Source organism: Mesorhizobium kamtschaticum, assembly GCF_056174585.1.
The window spans coordinates 3,221,800-3,239,190 of record NZ_CM149691.1; the positions used below are offsets into that span (position 1 = coordinate 3,221,800).

A 17,391-nucleotide genomic window follows, 5' to 3' on the forward strand; every position below is an offset into this window, starting at 1 on the left:
AGCGGCCGCGAGCGATCGCGGCCGCTTTTTGCTGCCCTTGCCTCGCTGAAAGCGGGGATGATTTTTGCAAAACCGATTTTTGGACGTGAAAAACCCGGAAAGATTGCTATATCTTGGGAAATTGCGGTGAAACGGTTCCGTTAGCCCGAGGCTGCCGGACCGTTTTCTTTTTGTACCCATCGACAAGGCTTTCCCCGAAACGCGGGGGTGGCGGCAGGAAAGGTCAGGCATCATGAACAAGGTCCCGATGACAGGCGAGGGGTTCGCGTCATTGAAGGAAGAACTGCGTTGGCGCCAGCAGGAAGAGCGGCCGCGCATCATCGAGGCGATCTCCGAAGCGCGCTCGCATGGCGACCTGTCCGAAAATGCCGAATATCATGCCGCGAAAGAGGCGCAGAGCCTCAATGAGGGCCGCGTCAACGAGCTCGAAGACTATATCGCGCGCGCTGAAGTGATCGACGTCACCAAGCTCAGCGGCGAAAAGGTCAAGTTCGGCGCCACCGTGGTGCTGGTCGACGAGGATACCGAGGAAAAGAAGACCTACCAGATCGTCGGCGACCAGGAAGCCGACGTGAAGTCCGGCCGCATCTCGATCTCCTCGCCGATCGCGCGGGCGCTGATCGGCAAGGAAGTCGGCGACGCCATCGAGGTCAACGCGCCCGGCGGTGCCAGGGGTTACGAGATCGTCCAGGTGCAGTTCATCTAGGCGCCAAAAGGCGAGGGCACTGGGCTCTTTTGCTCAAACGCCGCGCTGCCCCTCATCTGGCTGCCGCCATCTTCTCCCCGTGAACGGGGAGAAGGACGCGCTCATCGATGGTTTCGCCAATTTTCAACGTTGCAAGAAGGGCGCCGGCGTTGCGGGCCAGCTTCTTTCTCCCCGTTTACGGCAGGGCAATCGCATATGGCGATTTTCTTGGTTTTCCAGATACTTGGCTGGATACCAAGAAAATCGTCGACGCGGACGGTTCGCGATTTGATTCTGATCCGTTCTTGCTCCGATTCGGGTTCGATACCGCGATCGAACGTCGGCAAAAGTGTCTCCCAGCCACTAAGTGGCTGCAAAGACTCAGAAATTCCATATGCGATTGCCCTGCCGTTTACGGGGAGAAATGCCCGGCAGGGCAATGAGGGGCGGCGCTGACCTTCCCAATTGAATTGATTGAGAAAATCAACTCTTAGCAGCATTAGCCTGGCCAAGTGTCTGGCGCTCCAATAGCCTCTCCACTTCCGCTACCACCTCCACCGGCGTCACCCGTCCACCTGTCGCGGCCAGCAGCGTCGACGCATAGGGCCCGCGGGGGCCGGTCAAACCCGGCTCCGTCGCCAGGAACACGGCGACCGTCGGCAGGCCGAAGGCGCTGGCGAGGTGGGTCAGGCCGGTATCGGCGCCGATGACCAGGGTCGAGCGGCCAAGGATGGCGGCAATGTCGGCCAGCGAAGATTTTGGTATGACGATCGTCGATGGCACTGCTTTGCCGATCGCTTCGGCCACGGTCTTCTCGCGCTCGTTCGACCAAGTGGTGACCGGCGTCATGCCGCGCTCGACCAGCAGGCGGGCGGTTCCGATCCAGTCTTCGACAGGCCATTTCTTGTCCTCGCGGCTGGTGCCGTGCAACAGGAAGGCGGTTTTTCCGGTGATGCCGGCGAGACCGCCGGGCGGCGGCACGATGCCGGAAGCGAGCATCGACAGATCGGGCTGGTAGCCAAGCGCCAGTCCGAACAGCCGCCTTGTCCGCTCGATGGCGTGCAGGTCGCGTGGCACGCCGTAGGTGACGTCATAAAACAGCGTCGCCGAGGGCTCGCGCGCGCTCGACCGGTCGAAGCCGGCGATCGGCGCGCCCGCCTGCCGCGCCACCAACGCCGATTTCAGCAGGCCCTGTGCATCGATGACCAGGTCATAGCGGCATTCGCGCAAGGTGCGGCGCAGCGCGGCCGCCTCGCGCCAGGTGCCGCCACTAAACAGCGCCTTGCGCCAGCGCCGGATGGCGACCGTGTGAATCCCAGCGATCGCCGGATGCAGCGCCACAATGCCGGCGAACGCCTCCTCGACACACCAGTCGAAGGACACGTCCGGCCGGTTCTGGCTGGCGTCCTCGACAGCCGGAAAGGTATGGATGACATCGCCCATCGACGATGTCTTGACGATGAGGACCTTCATGCCGCGGCCGGGAGTTCCAGCAACCGGTCCGCCGCCGCCGCGACCTGCCCGACTTCCAATGTCTTCAGGCAGTTGAGATGGCCGAGCGGGCAGACCTTCTGGTGGCAAGGCGAACAGGAAAGATGAAGCCAGACCAGCTCGCGCCGTTCCGCCAGCGGTGGCGTGTTCTCAGGCGAGGTCGAGCCATAGACGGCGACGATCGGCGTGCCGACCCCTGCCGCGACATGCATCAGGCCGCTGTCGTTGGAGACCGCCAGCCTTGCCGCCGCGATCAGGTCGATGGCGTCCTCCAGCCGCGTCTGGCCGGCGAGGTCGACGACGCCCGGGCAAGGGCTGCGATCTCCGCCGTCACGTCGCGGTCGTTCTTCGAACCGAACAGCGCGACCTTCAGGCCCTTGCTCATGAACTCGCGGGCAAGGCCGGCATAGCTTTCGCTCGGCCAGCGCTTGGCCGGGCCGAACTCGGCCCCAGGCATCAGGGCTACGAATTTTTGCGGCGCCAGCCCGAAACGATCGAGCAAAGCAGCCTGGTTGCCGGCATCCACGGTCAGATGAGGCGCACGGAAGCTGCCACCCTTGGCGAGGCTGAAATAGGCCTGCGCGGTGCGCCGTTTCACGGCGTCCGGCAGCGGCACGATGTCGGTCAAAAGGCCATAGCGCATCTCGCGCAGATGGCCGAAACGGCGCGGAATGCGGGCAAAGAACGGGATCAGCGCCGATTTCCAACTGCCCGGCAGGACATAGGCCATGTCGTAGCGGCCGCGCAGCAGGCGGCCGAAGCGGCGGCGATGGGTGAATTCGAGCGCGCCGGGCTTCAGCGGAAAGTCGATCTGCTGACGGATCTCGGGCATGCGCTTGACCAGCGGTGCCGCCCAGGCCGGCGCCAGCACGTCGATCGCGGCGTTGGGATGCAGTTCCTTCAGCGCCGAAAACAGGCACTGCGCCATCACCATGTCGCCCACCCAGCGTGGGCCGATCACGAGGATCGTTGGGCTTTCAGCCATTCGACATAGTCTCTGACACCGGTTTCCACTGTCCGGAATTGGCCATTGTAACCGGCCGCGCGCAAACGGGACATATCAGCTTGCGTGAAGCTCTGGTAGCTGCCCTTGAGGTGGTCGGGAAAGGGGATGAATTCGATCCCGCCCTTGCCCAGCGTATCGATGACGGTTTCGGCGATGGCGCGGAACGGCTGGGCGCGGCCGGTGCCGCAGTTGAAAATGCCGCTCGAGCCCCGCTTCCACAGCCACAGATTGACGTCGGCGACGTCGCCGACATGAATGAAGTCGCGGCTTTGTTCGCCGGGGCCGAAGCCGTCATAGGCGCCGAACAGTTTCGGGTTTTCGCCGCGCTCGACCTGGTTGAACAAATGGAAGGCGACCGAGGCCATGGCACCCTTATGCGCCTCGCGCGGGCCGTAGACGTTGAAATAACGCAGGCCAGCGACCTGCGAATGATCGGTGTCGAAGACGGTGCGCCTGACATAGTCGTCGAACAGTTTCTTCGAATAGGCATAGACGTTGAGCGGCCGCTCGAGCGCCGGCTCCTCGCGAAACTCGGAACCGCCACCATACACGGAGGCCGAGGAGGCGTAGAGGAAGGGCAGGCGCAGCGCCTGGCAGGCATGCAGCAGCCGCTTCGAATAAGCAAAATTCACCTCCATCATGAACTTGCCGTTCCACTCCGTGGTGGTCGAGCAGGCGCCTTGGTGGAACACGGCCTCGATGCGGCCAAGCGACCCGGCCTCGATGCGGGACAGGAGTTCATCCTTGTCGAGATAGTCGGCAATGCTGAGATCGGCGAGATTGGCGATCTTGTGGCCGTCGGTAAGATCGTCGACGACCAGAATGTCGTCATGCCCTTCGGCATTGAGTGCGGCGACGATGTTGGAGCCGATCATGCCGGCGCCGCCCGTGACGATGATCATGAAGGCCTCTGGTTGCTTGCGATTCCGGTCCTTATAAGGGAGGCCAGCCGGGCTGTCGACAAAGCAGGTGTTCCAGGGCAATCGTTTTGGATGACCATAATTCTACGTGTGACGCTGACCGGCAATGGTCGAAGTGGGCGCCGCCCCTCATTGCCCTGCCGGGCATTTCTCCCCGTATAGTGACGGGGAGAAGAGGCTGGCCGCGGCGCCGGCGCTTTCTTCAATGCATACAATTGGCGAAACCGTCGGACAGAGCGTCCCTCTCCCCGTCTCTATACGGGAGAGGATGCCGGCAGGCAGGTGAGGGGCAGCGCAAACACGTCGAAAGGGTGCTAGGACGAATTCGAAGATACCCATATCTGTGCTATCGCCAACAGCCTGTCAGAAACGCCATTACTGAGGGAAAAAAATGCCGTCGACCGAACTACTCATTGCGTTTTTCGCCACCACGGCGATCTTCGCCTATATCCCTGGTCCGGCCATGCTTTATGCCGCGGCGCAGACGATGGCGCGCGGGCGCTGGTCGGGACTGACGGCAGCACTTGGCATCCATCTCGGCGGCTATGTGCATGTCTTTGCCGCCGCTGCCGGCCTGTCGGTGCTGTTCCATGCCGTGCCGCCGCTCTACATGGCGGTCAAGCTGATCGGCGCGCTCTATCTGATCTGGCTCGGCGTCTCGCTGTTTCGCAAGCGCGTGGAAGGCGATGTGGCACTGCCGGCGATCGAGCGGAAATCGGCGCGCCGCGCGTTTTTCGAGAGCATCACCGTCGAGGTGCTCAATCCCAAGACCGCGATCTTCTTCATGGCGTTCCTGCCGCAGTTCATCGACGCCTCGGCGGCGCTTCCGGTCTGGCTGCAATTCGTCGTGCTGGGCACCATCGTCAACCTGATGTTCTCCTCGGCCGACATTGCGTGCGTCTTCCTCGCCGGTCTCGTGATCGGCCGGCTGCGGCGTTCGAGCCGCGCGCAGCGGCTGATGCAGCGGGCCGGCGGGGCGGTGCTGGTCGGGCTTGGCGTTCACGTTGCCCTGCAGAAAAGCTGACGCTTCGGACAGTCGCGGGTCATGCCCTGACGTTGCGCTGCGTGGATTTGCGGTATATCGGCAGGCATGAACGATCCGGCCCGTAAATTGACAATTTTCAGCACGATTGAGATTTGCCTTACCCTCGCGTTGCCAGTGACATGATCAAGCACAATCCGCCTTCTCCCGAACCCCTGCACCGCGCCATTGCGCGCTTTGGCGATGTTGCCGTGCTGGTTGTCGGCGACCTCATCCTCGACCGCTTCGTCAACGGCGTCATCGAGCGGATTTCGCCGGAGGCGCCGATCCCGGTGCTGCATGGACGCGGCGAAAGCTCGGCGATGGGCGGCGCCGGCAATGTCGTGGCCAACATCGTTTCGCTTGGCGCGCGCGCCATTCCGGTGTCGGTGATCGGCACCGACACCGCCGGCGACAGCCTGGTGCGGATGCTTGGCGAGCTCGGTGCCGAGACGATGGGGCTTTCGCAGCAGCGTGGCCGTATGACCTCGTCGAAGAGCCGCTTCAGCGCGCTCAACCAGCAGGTGCTGCGTTTCGACGAGGAAGAGATCAAGCCGCTCGACGAGGCGGAGCGGGCGGGTCTGATCCGGCATTTCCGTGCCGCACTTGCGGGCGCCGACATCGTCATCCTGTCCGATTACGGCAAGGGCATCCTGCTCGACGGCGTCGCCGCCGAGCTGATCGCCATCTGCCGCGAGGCAGGAAAACCGGTGCTGGTCGATCCGAAGGGCCGCGACTATGCGCGCTATGCCGGCGCGACCGCCATCACGCCCAACCGCAAGGAGCTTGGCGAGGCCGTCGGCCACGCGGTGTTCGCCGATGACGAGATCGTCGCGGCCGCCCGGGAGTTGATATCAGCCCACGGCTTCGACTTCGTCGTCGCCACCCGGAGCGAAAAGGGCATGAGCGTCGTCGGCCCGGATGAGGCGCGCCACATCGCCACCCAGGCGCGCGAAGTGTTCGATGTCTCGGGCGCCGGCGACACGGTGATCGCGACGTTTGCGCTGGCGCTGGCGTCAGGTGCGGACCCCGTGGCGGCGGCCTCGATCGCCAATGCCGCCGGCGGCGTCGTGGTGGGCAAGCGCGGCACCGCGCGGCTGACGGTGGAAGAGCTTACCGGCGCGCTGTTTCGCTCGCATGGACCGACCGCCCACAAGGACGCCATCCTCGATGCCGCGTCGGCCGCGCGCATGGTGGCGGCCTGGAAGGAAGAGGGCCTCAGCGTCGGCTTCACCAATGGCTGTTTCGACATCCTCCACGCCGGCCATGTCAGCCTGCTGCACGCGGCGCGCAGCCAGTGCGACCGGCTGGTGCTTGGCTTGAACAGCGATGCCTCGGTGCGGCGGCTGAAAGGGCCGGGCCGCCCGGTCAACGACCAGCATGACCGCGCCTGCGTGCTTGCTGCCCTGGCCTCGGTCGACGCCGTCGTTGTCTTCGAGGAGGACACGCCGCTGGCGCTGATCGAGGCGCTTCTGCCCGACATACTGGTCAAGGGTGCGGATTACACGATCGACACCGTGGTCGGCGCCGAAATCGTGCAGAAGGCCGGCGGGCGCGTCGTGCTGGTCGATCTCGTTGCCGGCAAAAGCACCACCGGCACCATCGGCAAATTGCGCGCCGGCTCTACAAACTGAGGTTTTGATGTCTGAACTGAACGACTATCTGGTCCGCTCGGCGGCCGCGATCACGGCGATGGTCGAGCGTGACCTGACCAGCGAGATGGAGCAGGCGGTGAGTGCCGTGGTGACGGCGCTTTCGTCGGGCAAGGCCTTCCTGATCGCCGGCAATGGTGGCTCGGCCAGCGACGCCATTCATATCGCCGGCGAACTGGTCGGCCGCTTCCTCAAGGAACGCAAGGCCTACAATGTCATCGCGCTGCCGGCCAATGCCGCGGTGCTGACGGCCTGGGGCAACGACTACGGCTTCGACACGGTGTTCTCGCGTCAGGTCGAGGCACATGGATCGGCCGGCGGCGTGCTGCTGGCGATTTCGACCAGCGGCAATTCGCCGAGCATTCTCGCCGCCGCCGAACAGGCGCGGATGATGGACATGACGGTGATCGGCCTGACCGGCGACACCGGCGGCAAGCTGAAGCCCCTGTGCGACATCCTGCTCAACGTGCCCTCGACCTCGACGCCGATCATCCAGCAGGGGCATCTGTGCCTCTACCATCATCTCTGCGAAGTGGTCGAAGCGCGCCTCAGCAATGGCTGACAGAACGGAGGCACCGCACCCGCTGACCGAGCCGGGTGTGTGGGTCGAGCGGATCGGCAACCGGGTTTTTCCGGCGCATCTGCCGGCGCTGTTCCTCGACCGCGACGGCACCATCAATGTCGATACCGACTATCCCAGCGATCCGGCCGAGATCGAACTCAGGCCGCAGATGCTACCGGCGATCGCGGCCGCCAACAGGGCCGGGATTCCGGTCGTCGTGGTCACCAACCAGTCCGGCATTGCGCGCGGTTATTTCGACTGGAGCGTTTTCGCCAAGGTGAATAGCCGCGTGCTCGAGCTGTTGGACGATCAGGGCGTGTTCGTAGACATGGTGCTTGCCTGCGCCTACCACGAGGCCGGTGTCGGGCCGCTCGCTGTTGCCGATCATCCGATGCGCAAGCCCAATCCGGGCATGCTGATCGAGGCGGGCAAACGCCTTGCTCTCGATCTCCGGCACTCCCTGATCGTCGGCGACAAGCTCGCCGACATGCAGGCGGGACGGCGCGCCGGTCTGGCACAGGGCTGGCTGGTCGACGGCGAGGCGGCGATCCAACCCGGCTTCGCCATCAGATCCCTTCGGGACAGCAGCGACCTCGGTGGCCTGCTTGCAGCCATCGAAGCGTTCGGCCGGGACAACAGGTCCTGATCCAGGCCTGACGGCTCACAAGGGATCGTTGCGTTCCGAGGCTTCGTAGAGTTTGGCCTCGGTGGCGAAGGAATAGATCATCACCGACATCGAGTAGACGAAGCCATGCCGGCCGCACAGGAAGTAGCGCTTGGCCAGGTAGAATTTCAGGAAGTTGCCGAACGGCGACAGCACCAGCCGCACCAGGCCCGGCTTCTTGCCTTTCTCGACCAGGGTGACGGCCTTGAGGCCGGAATAGGCGTTGGCGCGGGCAAGGTCCTCCTCGACCGATATTTCGCGGCGATGCAGCAGGACGCCCTCTTCGATCGTGCCGGTCTCGCCCGGCACGTGGAAGGCTTCGTGCACCCGCGCGGTGAGATCCATGGTGGCGCCTTCCCTACGGAAGAGCCGCATCAGCCTGTTGTGCAGCACCCAGCGATGCGCATAACCGTAGCCCTTCAGCCAATCGCGGCGGCGGATGTACCATCCGCTGATCTTGTCGTCGGCGGCCTGCGTGATGGCGACGATCGACTGCCGCAGCTGGTCGTCGACGCGCTCGTCCGGGTCGATCGAAAGACACCAGGGTTGGGTGGCATGGTCGAGCGAGAATTGCCGCTGACGCGGAAACCCCTGCCAGTCATTGTGCATGAGGGTTATCGGGTAGCCCTTGGCGATATAGCTCTGCACGCATTCGATGGTGCCGTCCGTCGAGCCGGAATCGACAATGATGATCTCGGCGCAGAAGTCGATGCTTTCCAGGCACGGGCCGATCATATCGGCCTCGTTCACGCAGATGATAAGCGCCGAGACCGGGCTTGCAAATCGAGTCATGGTCCCCTTCCCATGGCGGGCCGCCCCCGGAACAAACGCTGCTTGCGCCAGTTTTCAAGCAATTCCCGATGGAAAACCGTTACACACTTTTTCAGGAATTGCTTAAGAAACCAAGCAGGCGGCGAAGTCCGGCAGAGCCGTCCAGCCTTGTACATCAGCGTCTTTCGAATACCAACGCGGCGCCGGTGTGGCGAAGGCCAGGAATTCGCGGCCCTCAGGGGCGCTCGAAGGAAACCAGGCCTTCATCCTTGACCCGGCGGATGGTGAGCGCGGTGCGCACCGTGTCGACATTCGGCGTCGAGGTCAGTTCCTCGATGACGAAGGTCTGGAAGGCGCCGAGGTCGCTTGCCACGCAGTGCAGCAGGAAATCGGATTCGCCCGAAACCATCCAGGCATCGCGCACGATCGGCCAGCCGCGCGTGCGTTCGGCGAAGGTGCGCAGCTCGGCATCGGCCTGGTGATGCAGGCCGACCAGGCAGAAGGCGACGACATCGAGGCCGAGCGCGGGCGCGTTGAGCAGCGCGCGATAACCGCGAATGATGCCGGCTTCCTCCAGCCGCTTGACCCGGCGCAGGCAGGGCGGGGCCGAAATGCCGACGCGGTTCGACAGCTCGACATTGGTCATGCGCCCGTCCGCCTGCAACTCGCGCAGGATCTTCCAGTCGATGGCGTCGAGGTCGGCTTTCAGCGGCATGGCGGTCTCAGCTCGGCGCAAGATCTTTCGCGATTTTGTAATTAAACGACTTTTGTGTTGGCGCCAGCCCTCATCAACGCGATTTTTTGAACGGTAACGAAAGCGGCGATCGTGCGAATAACCGCTTGGGCCGAAGCTTTCCGGGGACGACGGCCCGTTCGTCTTGCTGGCGTGGTTGGCAACCCTTACATTAAGCGCGAATTCCACGTCTTTCTCCAAGGCACCCCGTTGTCTGCCCCGCAGAGGCTCTAAATGACCACCAAGCACGCGCCTGTTCTTATCATCGGTTCCGGCCCGGCCGGCTATACGGCGGCGGTCTATGCCGCACGCGCCATGCTGAAGCCGATGCTGGTCGCCGGCCTGCAGCAGGGTGGCCAGCTGATGATCACCACCGATGTCGAAAACTATCCCGGCTTCGCCGACCCCATCCAGGGACCGTGGCTGATGGAACAGATGCTCAAGCAGGCCGAGCATGTCGGCACCGACATCATCAACGACATCATCACCGAGGTCGATCTCAACGTGCGGCCGTTCCGCGCCAAGGGCGATTCCGGCACCACCTACACCGCCGACGCACTGATCATCGCGACCGGCGCGCAGGCCAAGTGGCTGGGCATTCCAACCGAGCAGGATTTCATGGGCTTCGGCGTCTCGGCCTGCGCCACCTGCGACGGCTTCTTCTATCGCGGCAAGGATGTCGCGGTGGTCGGCGGCGGCAATTCGGCGGTGGAGGAAGCGCTCTATTTGTCGAACCTTGCCAAGAGCGTAACGGTCATCCACCGGCGCAGCGACTTCCGTGCCGAGCGCATCCTGCGCGAGCGGCTCTTGAAGAAGGACAATGTCCGCGTCATCTGGGACACGATCGTCGACGAGATCACCGGCCGCCCCGGCAAGGCACCGCTGCCGCCGTCGGTCGAAGGGCTGAAGCTCAAGCACGCGGTGACCGGCGCCGAGACGCATCTCAAGGTCGATGGCGTGTTCGTGGCGATCGGCCATGCGCCGGCGGTCGAGCTGTTCGCCGGCAAGCTGAAGCAGAAGCCGAATGGCTACCTGTGGACGGCGCCGGATTCGACCCGCACCGACGTGCCCGGCGTCTTTGCCGCAGGCGACGTGACCGACGATATCTACCGCCAGGCGGTGACGGCGGCGGGGCTCGGCTGCATGGCCGCGCTCGAAGCGGAAAAGTATCTGGCCGGCATCGAAGTGCATCGCGAAGCAGCGGAATAGGGGCCGCTGTAAAACTGTTAAAAAAACGGCTTAGAAACGCCGTGTAAAAGCCTGATTTTTCATTCAGACGCCAAACAGAACGAGGGGAACCATGGCGTTGGACTGGGACAAGCTACGCGTGTTTCACGCTGCGGCGGAAGCGGGGTCGTTTACGCATGCGGCCGAGACATTGCATCTGTCGCAATCGGCGATCTCGCGGCAGGTCAGTGCGCTCGAGCACGATGTCGGCGTGCCGCTGTTCAACCGCCATGCGCGCGGCCTGGTGCTGACCGAACAGGGCGAGATGCTGTTCCGCACGGCGCATGACGTGCTGATGAAACTCGAGACCATCAAGTCGCGCCTGACCGAGACCAAGGACCGGCCCTCCGGCGTGCTTCGCGTGACGACGACCGTCGGTCTCGGCGCCGGCTGGCTGACCGAGCGGGTGCAGGAGTTCATCGAGCTCTATCCGGAAATCAGCCTGCAGCTGATCCTCGCCAATGAGGAACTCGACCTCACCATGCGCCAGGCCGATTGCGCCATCCGGCTGCGCCAGCCGCAGCAGCCGGACCTGATCCAGCGCCGCCTGTTCACCGTGCATTTCCACCTCTACGCGGCACCCTCCTATGTCGCCAAGCACGGCAAGCCGGCCTCGGTCTCGGAGTTGAGAAACCATCGCATCGTCACCTTCGGCCTGCCCGTGCCGTCGCATCTGTCGGAGTTGAACTGGCTGGAGACGGTCGGCGATTTCGAGGGCGGCCAGCGCGTGCCGTCGCTGCAGATCAACGACATATTGTCGATCAAGCGCGCCGTGCAGGGCGGCGCCGGCATCGCCATGCTGCCGGACTATGTGATCTCGAAGGATTCCGGCCTGGTGCAGCTTTTGCCGGAAACCGAAGTGCCGTCCTTTGACACCTATTTCGCCTATCCCGACGCGATGAAGAACCAGGCCAAGCTGCACGTGTTTCGCGACTTCATTATCGCCAAGGCGCGTAGCTGGTCCTTTTAGCCCAAGGCAACGATCGGCAGGGCTGGTGGGGCGACCTAGTCGCCTCGCCAGGGCGTCAGGCGCGGCAGCCAGCCGGGGACGTTGCGGCGGTAGGTGTCATAGTCGGCGCCGTAGCGGCTGGCGAGCGTCGGCTCTTCGTAGAGCCTGACGAAGGAGCCCATGACAACAGCGCCGATGACGGCATAGGCGACAAGCGTCCAGTTCGAGAACAGCAGCGCCTGGCCGATGATGATCGACAGCACGGCGACATACATGGGATTGCGGACGTGGCGGTAGATGCCGCCGATCACGAGCTTCTCGGTCGGCGCGACGGGGGCGGGCGTGCCCAACCCCTCGAGCGCGAAGCGGGCGAAGGCATGCAGCAGCACGGCGACTGCTGCGACGATGAGGGCGCTGCCGGCAAGGACGAAGCCCGGCACGGTGGACCACGGCAAGCCCCAGCGATCGCTGAGCAGCCAGGGGATCATCCCGGCAACCACGCCCGGTGCTACAATCAGGAAAATAGCGCTGCCGGCAATCGCCGAAAACGTCCGCATTGGCTGCTTCCCCCTCATTGCCTCAGAAATGAACGCCTGCTGCCTGCTTCCGCATCATTGCGCCGTTTTGACATTTCGGGACGAAAACCGGTCGCAATTCGCGATTCTGTAGTGACAATGACCCAGCCGCGTGCCCGATTTCGGCGATTTTTGCTGGTCCTATTGGCTCCCGGAATGGGTTAGACCACAGCCTGCATCTTTTTGCATGCGTGTGTTGCAAAATAGATGCTTGTTTCTTGGGCATGAAGAGCAGATATATAGATCATCTCCTGGGCGCGTTCTCCTCCCATTAGCGCCCTCGAGTGTTCCCCTCTGGAGGTTAGCCTTAACGGGCACTTCCAATCAAACTCAGCCGGATCTTCGTTGATCCGGCTTTTTTGTTGCCCGGACCCTGCCTGGCCGGCTGAGAATTTCACGAGAATTGCCGCGTAACAGTGTCATGTAACCTCTGGTAACATGACAACGATGCCTTCCGCTGCTATGTAAAGCATAGGACGCGGTGTGGTTCGGACGGGAGATGGGGGCATCACTCGGACGGCCCGGGCTCAGGCGGCTACCGCGTCCGAACCTTTTTCCGCCGAAAGCGCGGCTTCTGCACATGCGGCGGACCTGCCGTTTCCCCTCCCAAGAAAACGGTCCGCATACAAAACGACGTCCGGCTCCCCGGGCGTCGTTTTTGGTTTTTGCCCCCTCGAAGTTCGAGGGGGCGTTATGTGGGGATGGAAATTACGCGGCCTTGCCGTTGGCGTTCATCGCTTCGTCTGCGAGACGGCCGCTAAGTTCGGCCATGTGGTCGAAGGCGGCGCGATAGCTGGCGACGCCCGCGGTCGCCGAGCGCAGCTCGATGATCAGGTCGCCGATCTCGGCCTGCGGCATGGTCGCCTCGACGACATCCCAGCCCGGCCAGTCGGGCCGCGCGTCATAGCCGAGGATCTGGCCACGCCGTTGCGGGATCAGCGCGATGATCTTCGAAGTCGCGTCGGACGGCGTGACGATCTCGACCTTCATCACCGGCTCCAGCAGCACCGGCGAGCAGGCGGCCATGCCTTCCTTCATCGCCAGCTTCGCCGCCATCTGGAAGGCCATGTCGGAGGAATCGACCGCATGGTAGGAGCCGTCCGACAGGTTGACGGCGACGTCGACGACCGGGAAGCCGAGCGGGCCCGTCTTCAGGTAATCGCGCACGCCGGTCTCGACCGACTGGATGTACGTCTTCGGTACGACGCCGCCGGTGATGGTGTCGGTGAACTGGAAGCCGGAGCCGCGCGGCAGCGGCTTGATCTCGATCACCACATCGCCGAACTGGCCATGGCCGCCCGACTGCTTCTTGTGGCGGCCGCGTTGCTGCGCCGGTTTGCGGATCGTCTCGCGATAGGGCACGGCCGGGGCGTGGCCTTCGACCGGGATCTGGTTCTTGCCCTCCAGGCGCTCGCGCACGACGCGCAGATGCATCTCGCCATGGCCGGACAGCACCGTCTCGGCCGAGTCCTGGTTGTGGCGCAGGCTGAGCGAGGGATCTTCCTCGGCCAGCCGCTGGATGGCGGCCGACATCTTGACCTCATCCTTGCGTTCCTTTGGCCGCAGCGCGAAAGCGAAGACCGGCTGCGGCGGCTCGAATGCGAACAGCTGTTTGGTGCCGCTCTTGGCCGAAGTCAGCGTCTGGCCGGTCTTGACCTCGTCCAGCTTGCCCAGCGCCACGGTGTCGCCGGCCCTGGCCGCGGTGAGCTTGAACTGGTCCTTGCCGAGCATCTTGTAGATGCCGGAAACCTTCGCCGTGTCGCCGCCAGGCAGCCAGAGTTCCGAGCCGTCGGCGACCTGGCCGGACAGGATGCGCGACACCGACAGCTTGCCGCCATGCGGCGTGTGGATGGTCTTCATCACCTGGACCACCGTAGCGCTGCCATCGGCCGCGCCAAGCCGCTTGCGGGTCGCCTCGATGTCGGGTGCGTCGTGGCGGATCGCCTTCAAGAGCCGCAGCACGCCATTGCCTTTTTCCGCCGTGCCGATCAGCACCGGCGTCACGGCGCCATCGCGCAGATCGGCGGCGAGGTCGTCGAAGATCGCGTCCTTCGGCGGCTCGATCTCCTCGAGCAGCTGTTCCATCAGCTGGTCGTCATGGTCGGCCAGGGTCTCCAGCATGGAGAAGCGCGCTTCCAGTTCGCGCGCCTTGTCGTCACCCGGTATCTGAGCCACCTCGCTCTCGGCATATTCGCGGTAGATGTAGGCGCGCTCCAGCGCCAGATCGATCGAGCCGATGACGACGCCGTCCTTGCGCAGCGGAATCTGGCGCAGCAGGAGCGGCACGGAGCTTGCAGGCTGCAGCATCTTCAGCGTGTCGCGCACGCCTGCGATCGCCTTGTCGACCTTGTTGAGGAACAGGATGCGCGGCACGCCGAGATCGTCGAGCTTGCGCATGATGAGCTGCAAAGCAGGGATCTTCTTTTCGTCGGCCTCGGCCACGACCACCGCGAGATCGCAAGCGGCCAGCACCGGTTCGGCCTCGAAGGAGAATTCGATCGAGCCGGGACAATCGACGAAGGTGATCTGCTCGCCCATGAATTCGGTGGTGGCGATGGTCGCCTCGACGCTCATGGCGTGGGCGCGCGCTTCCGGCGAATGGTCTGAAACGGTGCTGCCCGATGAAACGGGATTTTGTCGGGGAATGGCGCCCGTACGGGCCAATATGGCTTCGAGAAGTGTCGTCTTACCGCTTGCAAAGGGACCGACTATGGCAATGCATTTCGGTCCCGTGCGTCGTCCTCCGGCGCGAGTACCCATGGCTGACCTCCACTCAGGCGTTTCCCTAGGGACCGACTGGCATGCATGGTTCAGGCGTGGTCAATCGGTCCTGAGCGGCGGCCGGCCTGTTCGACCGTCGCGGGCGGGGTTCTTTTCATGTCGCCACCTGCCCAAAAGCATCGTCCCACTTGTTTGCCGGCAGGGCAAGGGAAATAGAAATCCGGTGCCTTGCGGCGTCCTCAGGCGCTCAGCGCCATCGGTTCGGCATTGATGGCGCGCCAGGGGCCCACCTTGTCGCGCGGCGCCGGCTTGCCGAAGAAATAGCCCTGGAAACGGTTGCAGCCGGCGGCCTTGGCCAGCGCGAACTCTTCCTGTGTCTCGACGCCTTCCGCCACGATGGTGACGTCCTGGATGCGCGCTATCTGCGCCAGCGCCGAAACGAAGATCTGCGCCACCTGGTCATGGGCAAGGCTGCGGATGTAGGAGCGGTCGATCTTGATGCTGTCGATGGGCAAGGTTTTCAGATAGTTGAAGCCGCAATGGCCGGTGCCGAAATCGTCGAGCGCGATGTGGAAGCCGAGGCCGCGCAACGCTTCGAGGCGCCGCAGGATTTCCGGCGTGGCGGCGGTCGCCACCGTCTCGGTGATCTCGATGATGAACTGCGCCGCTGAACGGCCGGTTTCCTTCAGCACGCGGTCGCACATGGTGACGATCTCGTCGCGCTTGAGCTGCTCGCCGGAGACGTTGATCGAGATGCGGCGCCCGGGGAAATGGCGGACATCGGCGCAAGCCCGCTTGAACACCCATTCGCCCAGCATGTCGATCAGCGTCGAGCGTTCGGCGATGGGAATGAACTCGGCCGGCGAGATCAGCCCGCGCACCGGATGGCGCCAGCGGATCAGGCCCTCGAAAGCACAAGTGGACCCGTCCGGGTTGACGATCGGCTGGTAGTGCAGCTCGAGCTCGCCGAGATAGACCGCGGCGCGCAGTTCCCGCTCGACCAGGCGCCGGTAGCGCTTGTCGGACAGCATCTCCTCGTCGAAGACGGTGACGCGGCCACGGCCCGCCGCCTTGCTTTCATAGAGCGCCAGGTCGGCAACCAGCATCAGTTCCGCCGTGTTGGAGGCATGGCCCGGCGCCAGCGCCACGCCGACCGAGATGGAGAGCGGAATGGTCTTGCCTTCATGCGATTTGCCGGCCCGCATCGTGTCGAGCAATTGCCTGACATCCTTGTTGATGGCTGCGAGATCGCCATGCGGAATGATGACGCCGAATTCGTCGCCGCCGAGCCGCCCGACCATGCCGCCGGCAAAGATGCGTTCCGAGGTCTTGACCAGGTGCACCAGAGCGAGGTCGCCGAACTGATGCCCGAACGTGTCGTTGAGCTGCTTGAAGTGATCGACGTCGATCAAAAGCAAAGTCGCCTCGCGTCGGTCGCGCATGGTGCCCAGGCTGTCGCGCAGCGCTTCGAGGAAATAGCGCCTTGTCATCGCCCCGGTCATGACGTCCCTGGTCAGGAAATGATGTTTTTCCGCCTCGGCGGCCGCCGCCGAGCGCAGGCGATGGACGACGCTGCTGCGCATATACATCAGCGCCAGCAAGGCAAGGCTGGTGGCCAGGATCGAGACGGCGAAGGCGCCGTCCGAGGGCAGGTTGCGCGAAATGTCGAAAGCGCCGAGTGCGGCCGCGCCGATGCTGAGCACAAGCAGGGCCTGGATGCCGCGATAGACCCGGCCGCTATGGTCCTTGATCGTCGCCAGTATGCTCATCTCATCGCCCCCTGAAATGCAAGCACAGGGCTAGATGGCAGCCGTTAAGAAGACATTGAATTCGCCGTTGTTTCGCCTCGTTGCGCCATGCGGGGAGGGTTCATGGTTAAGGAGAAAAAACCGGGTCTTCGTCTCGGCAGCCGAAACGGCCGGTTGCGCCTGGCATGATATCGGCCGAGAATGCCTTTTGCCCCGATAAGCAGCGGCGTTTGCCGCCGGTCGCTTCAAACCCGGTTTCAGGATCAGACGATGAAGATCATTGCTTGCGGCAGCGTGCCGACCATCATAGCACCGGAAAAATACTTCACCGGCCGGGTTCTGCAGACGCCGATCATAGAGGCGGAGGCGCCGGCGCGGCTCAGGGCCACGCTGGTCAGTTTCGAGCCCGGCGCGCGCACCCATTGGCACACGCATCCGCTCGGACAGACGCTCTATGTCACCTCCGGCGCCGGGCTTGCGCAGACATTGGATGGCCCGGTCCAGCAGATCAGGGCCGGCGACGTCATCTGGTTCGCCCCCGGCGAGAAGCACTGGCATGGTGCCGGACCGAAGACGGCAATGACGCATATCGCCATGCAGGAGGCGCTCGACGGTGTCCATGCTGACTGGTTGGAAGCGGTTTCCGGCGAGCAATACGCCAGCTGA

At 63.7% G+C, this 17,391-nt stretch carries 17 protein-coding genes; 8 read left to right on the forward strand and 9 right to left on the reverse strand.

All coding sequences use genetic code 11. The annotated features are described in order from the left end of the window. Positions 1-232 precede the first annotated feature (232 nt). Positions 233-706: a transcription elongation factor GreA gene (gene greA, locus AC0V7N_RS15705; RefSeq protein WP_023767588.1), complete on the forward strand. Its 474-nt coding sequence runs from the start codon at positions 233-235 to the stop codon at positions 704-706. 462 nt (positions 707-1,168) lie between these two features. Here greA and waaC read toward each other — a convergent pair whose 3' ends face one another. From waaC to rfaD, 4 genes are read right to left on the reverse strand one after another with little or no spacing between them, the layout of a single operon-like run. Further along, on the reverse strand, positions 1,169-2,158 hold the full coding sequence (gene waaC, locus AC0V7N_RS15710; RefSeq protein ID WP_475458995.1) for a lipopolysaccharide heptosyltransferase I: 990 nt from the start codon (positions 2,156-2,158) through the stop codon (positions 1,169-1,171). Further along, positions 2,155-2,451 (reverse strand): glycosyltransferase family 9 protein, encoded by a 297-nt coding sequence (locus AC0V7N_RS15715; RefSeq protein WP_496628013.1) that lies wholly within the window; start codon positions 2,449-2,451, stop codon positions 2,155-2,157. Before AC0V7N_RS15715 ends, waaC begins: the two co-directional genes overlap by 4 nt. After that, positions 2,430-3,161: a lipopolysaccharide heptosyltransferase II gene (gene waaF, locus AC0V7N_RS15720; RefSeq protein WP_496627944.1), complete on the reverse strand. Its 732-nt coding sequence runs from the start codon at positions 3,159-3,161 to the stop codon at positions 2,430-2,432. Before waaF ends, AC0V7N_RS15715 begins: the two co-directional genes overlap by 22 nt. Then, positions 3,134-4,084, reverse strand: a complete 951-nt coding sequence (gene rfaD / locus AC0V7N_RS15725) for an ADP-glyceromanno-heptose 6-epimerase (RefSeq protein WP_475459000.1) — start codon at positions 4,082-4,084, stop codon at positions 3,134-3,136. The genes waaF and rfaD overlap by 28 nt, the downstream gene beginning before the upstream one ends. 409 nt (positions 4,085-4,493) lie before the next feature. Between rfaD and AC0V7N_RS15730 the strand changes: the two genes are divergently transcribed. The 4 genes from AC0V7N_RS15730 to gmhB all read left to right on the forward strand — a co-directional run bounded on the left by AC0V7N_RS15730 (position 4,494) and on the right by gmhB (position 7,983). Next, complete coding sequence (locus AC0V7N_RS15730) at positions 4,494-5,126, forward strand: LysE family translocator (protein WP_475459003.1); 633 nt, start codon at positions 4,494-4,496, stop codon at positions 5,124-5,126. Between the two features lie 140 nt (positions 5,127-5,266). Next, positions 5,267-6,757, forward strand: coding sequence for a D-glycero-beta-D-manno-heptose-7-phosphate kinase (gene rfaE1, locus AC0V7N_RS15735; protein WP_475459005.1), 1,491 nt, complete (start codon positions 5,267-5,269; stop codon positions 6,755-6,757). 7 nt (positions 6,758-6,764) lie between these two features. Further along, positions 6,765-7,337 (forward strand): D-sedoheptulose-7-phosphate isomerase, encoded by a 573-nt coding sequence (locus AC0V7N_RS15740; RefSeq protein ID WP_475459008.1) that lies wholly within the window; start codon positions 6,765-6,767, stop codon positions 7,335-7,337. After that, a complete protein-coding gene (gene gmhB / locus AC0V7N_RS15745) occupies positions 7,330-7,983 on the forward strand; it encodes a D-glycero-beta-D-manno-heptose 1,7-bisphosphate 7-phosphatase (protein WP_475459010.1) in 654 nt (217 codons plus the stop codon). Before AC0V7N_RS15740 ends, gmhB begins: the two co-directional genes overlap by 8 nt. 15 nt (positions 7,984-7,998) lie before the next feature. Here the strand turns inward: gmhB and AC0V7N_RS15750 are convergent, their stop codons facing one another. Further along, positions 7,999-8,793: a glycosyltransferase family 2 protein gene (locus tag AC0V7N_RS15750; protein ID WP_475459012.1), complete on the reverse strand. Its 795-nt coding sequence runs from the start codon at positions 8,791-8,793 to the stop codon at positions 7,999-8,001. 214 nt (positions 8,794-9,007) lie between these two features. Further along, a complete protein-coding gene (locus AC0V7N_RS15755; RefSeq protein WP_019860544.1) occupies positions 9,008-9,487 on the reverse strand; it encodes an Lrp/AsnC family transcriptional regulator in 480 nt (159 codons plus the stop codon). 252 nt (positions 9,488-9,739) lie between these two features. Here AC0V7N_RS15755 and trxB point away from each other — a divergent pair, with 252 nt between their 5' ends. Next, the gene (gene trxB / locus AC0V7N_RS15760; RefSeq protein ID WP_475459016.1) at positions 9,740-10,714 is read left to right on the forward strand and encodes a thioredoxin-disulfide reductase; all 975 of its coding nucleotides are present in this window, start codon (positions 9,740-9,742) and stop codon (positions 10,712-10,714) included. Positions 10,715-10,805: 91 nt separating this feature from the next. Further along, positions 10,806-11,702, forward strand: coding sequence for a LysR family transcriptional regulator (locus AC0V7N_RS15765; RefSeq protein WP_172225574.1), 897 nt, complete (start codon positions 10,806-10,808; stop codon positions 11,700-11,702). Between the two features lie 35 nt (positions 11,703-11,737). Here AC0V7N_RS15765 and AC0V7N_RS15770 read toward each other — a convergent pair whose 3' ends face one another. The 3 genes from AC0V7N_RS15770 to AC0V7N_RS15780 all read right to left on the reverse strand — a co-directional run bounded on the left by AC0V7N_RS15770 (position 11,738) and on the right by AC0V7N_RS15780 (position 16,746). Then, the gene (locus AC0V7N_RS15770; RefSeq protein ID WP_475459019.1) at positions 11,738-12,238 is read right to left on the reverse strand and encodes a methyltransferase family protein; all 501 of its coding nucleotides are present in this window, start codon (positions 12,236-12,238) and stop codon (positions 11,738-11,740) included. Between the two features lie 726 nt (positions 12,239-12,964). Beyond that, positions 12,965-15,016 carry an elongation factor G gene (locus tag AC0V7N_RS15775; protein WP_475459022.1) on the reverse strand — a complete coding sequence of 684 codons (2,052 nt, stop codon included), beginning with the start codon at positions 15,014-15,016 and terminating at the stop codon, positions 12,965-12,967. A gap of 200 nt (positions 15,017-15,216) precedes the next feature. Continuing rightward, positions 15,217-16,746, reverse strand: coding sequence for an EAL domain-containing protein (locus AC0V7N_RS15780; RefSeq protein ID WP_496627945.1), 1,530 nt, complete (start codon positions 16,744-16,746; stop codon positions 15,217-15,219). 249 nt (positions 16,747-16,995) lie between these two features. On the opposite strand from AC0V7N_RS15780, the gene AC0V7N_RS15785 reads away from it, so the two are divergent. Next, positions 16,996-17,391 carry a (R)-mandelonitrile lyase gene (locus tag AC0V7N_RS15785; protein WP_475459028.1) on the forward strand — a complete coding sequence of 132 codons (396 nt, stop codon included), beginning with the start codon at positions 16,996-16,998 and terminating at the stop codon, positions 17,389-17,391.

What these genes read in the sequence shown, in the direction of transcription:
- greA (WP_023767588.1), top strand. Translation starts at nt 233, where the DNA reads ATGAACAAGGTCCCGATGACAGGCGAGGGGTTCGCGTCATTGAAGGAA.
- waaC (WP_475458995.1), bottom strand. Translation starts at nt 2,158, where the DNA reads ATGAAGGTCCTCATCGTCAAGACATCGTCGATGGGCGATGTCATCCAT.
- waaF (WP_496627944.1), bottom strand. Translation starts at nt 3,161, where the DNA reads ATGGCTGAAAGCCCAACGATCCTCGTGATCGGCCCACGCTGGGTGGGC.
- rfaD (WP_475459000.1), bottom strand. Translation starts at nt 4,084, where the DNA reads ATGATCATCGTCACGGGCGGCGCCGGCATGATCGGCTCCAACATCGTC.
- AC0V7N_RS15730 (WP_475459003.1), top strand. Translation starts at nt 4,494, where the DNA reads ATGCCGTCGACCGAACTACTCATTGCGTTTTTCGCCACCACGGCGATC.
- rfaE1 (WP_475459005.1), top strand. Translation starts at nt 5,267, where the DNA reads ATGATCAAGCACAATCCGCCTTCTCCCGAACCCCTGCACCGCGCCATT.
- AC0V7N_RS15740 (WP_475459008.1), top strand. Translation starts at nt 6,765, where the DNA reads ATGTCTGAACTGAACGACTATCTGGTCCGCTCGGCGGCCGCGATCACG.
- gmhB (WP_475459010.1), top strand. Translation starts at nt 7,330, where the DNA reads ATGGCTGACAGAACGGAGGCACCGCACCCGCTGACCGAGCCGGGTGTG.
- AC0V7N_RS15750 (WP_475459012.1), bottom strand. Translation starts at nt 8,793, where the DNA reads ATGACTCGATTTGCAAGCCCGGTCTCGGCGCTTATCATCTGCGTGAAC.
- AC0V7N_RS15755 (WP_019860544.1), bottom strand. Translation starts at nt 9,487, where the DNA reads ATGCCGCTGAAAGCCGACCTCGACGCCATCGACTGGAAGATCCTGCGC.
- trxB (WP_475459016.1), top strand. Translation starts at nt 9,740, where the DNA reads ATGACCACCAAGCACGCGCCTGTTCTTATCATCGGTTCCGGCCCGGCC.
- AC0V7N_RS15765 (WP_172225574.1), top strand. Translation starts at nt 10,806, where the DNA reads ATGGCGTTGGACTGGGACAAGCTACGCGTGTTTCACGCTGCGGCGGAA.
- AC0V7N_RS15770 (WP_475459019.1), bottom strand. Translation starts at nt 12,238, where the DNA reads ATGCGGACGTTTTCGGCGATTGCCGGCAGCGCTATTTTCCTGATTGTA.
- AC0V7N_RS15775 (WP_475459022.1), bottom strand. Translation starts at nt 15,016, where the DNA reads ATGGGTACTCGCGCCGGAGGACGACGCACGGGACCGAAATGCATTGCC.
- AC0V7N_RS15780 (WP_496627945.1), bottom strand. Translation starts at nt 16,746, where the DNA reads ATGAGCATACTGGCGACGATCAAGGACCATAGCGGCCGGGTCTATCGC.
- AC0V7N_RS15785 (WP_475459028.1), top strand. Translation starts at nt 16,996, where the DNA reads ATGAAGATCATTGCTTGCGGCAGCGTGCCGACCATCATAGCACCGGAA.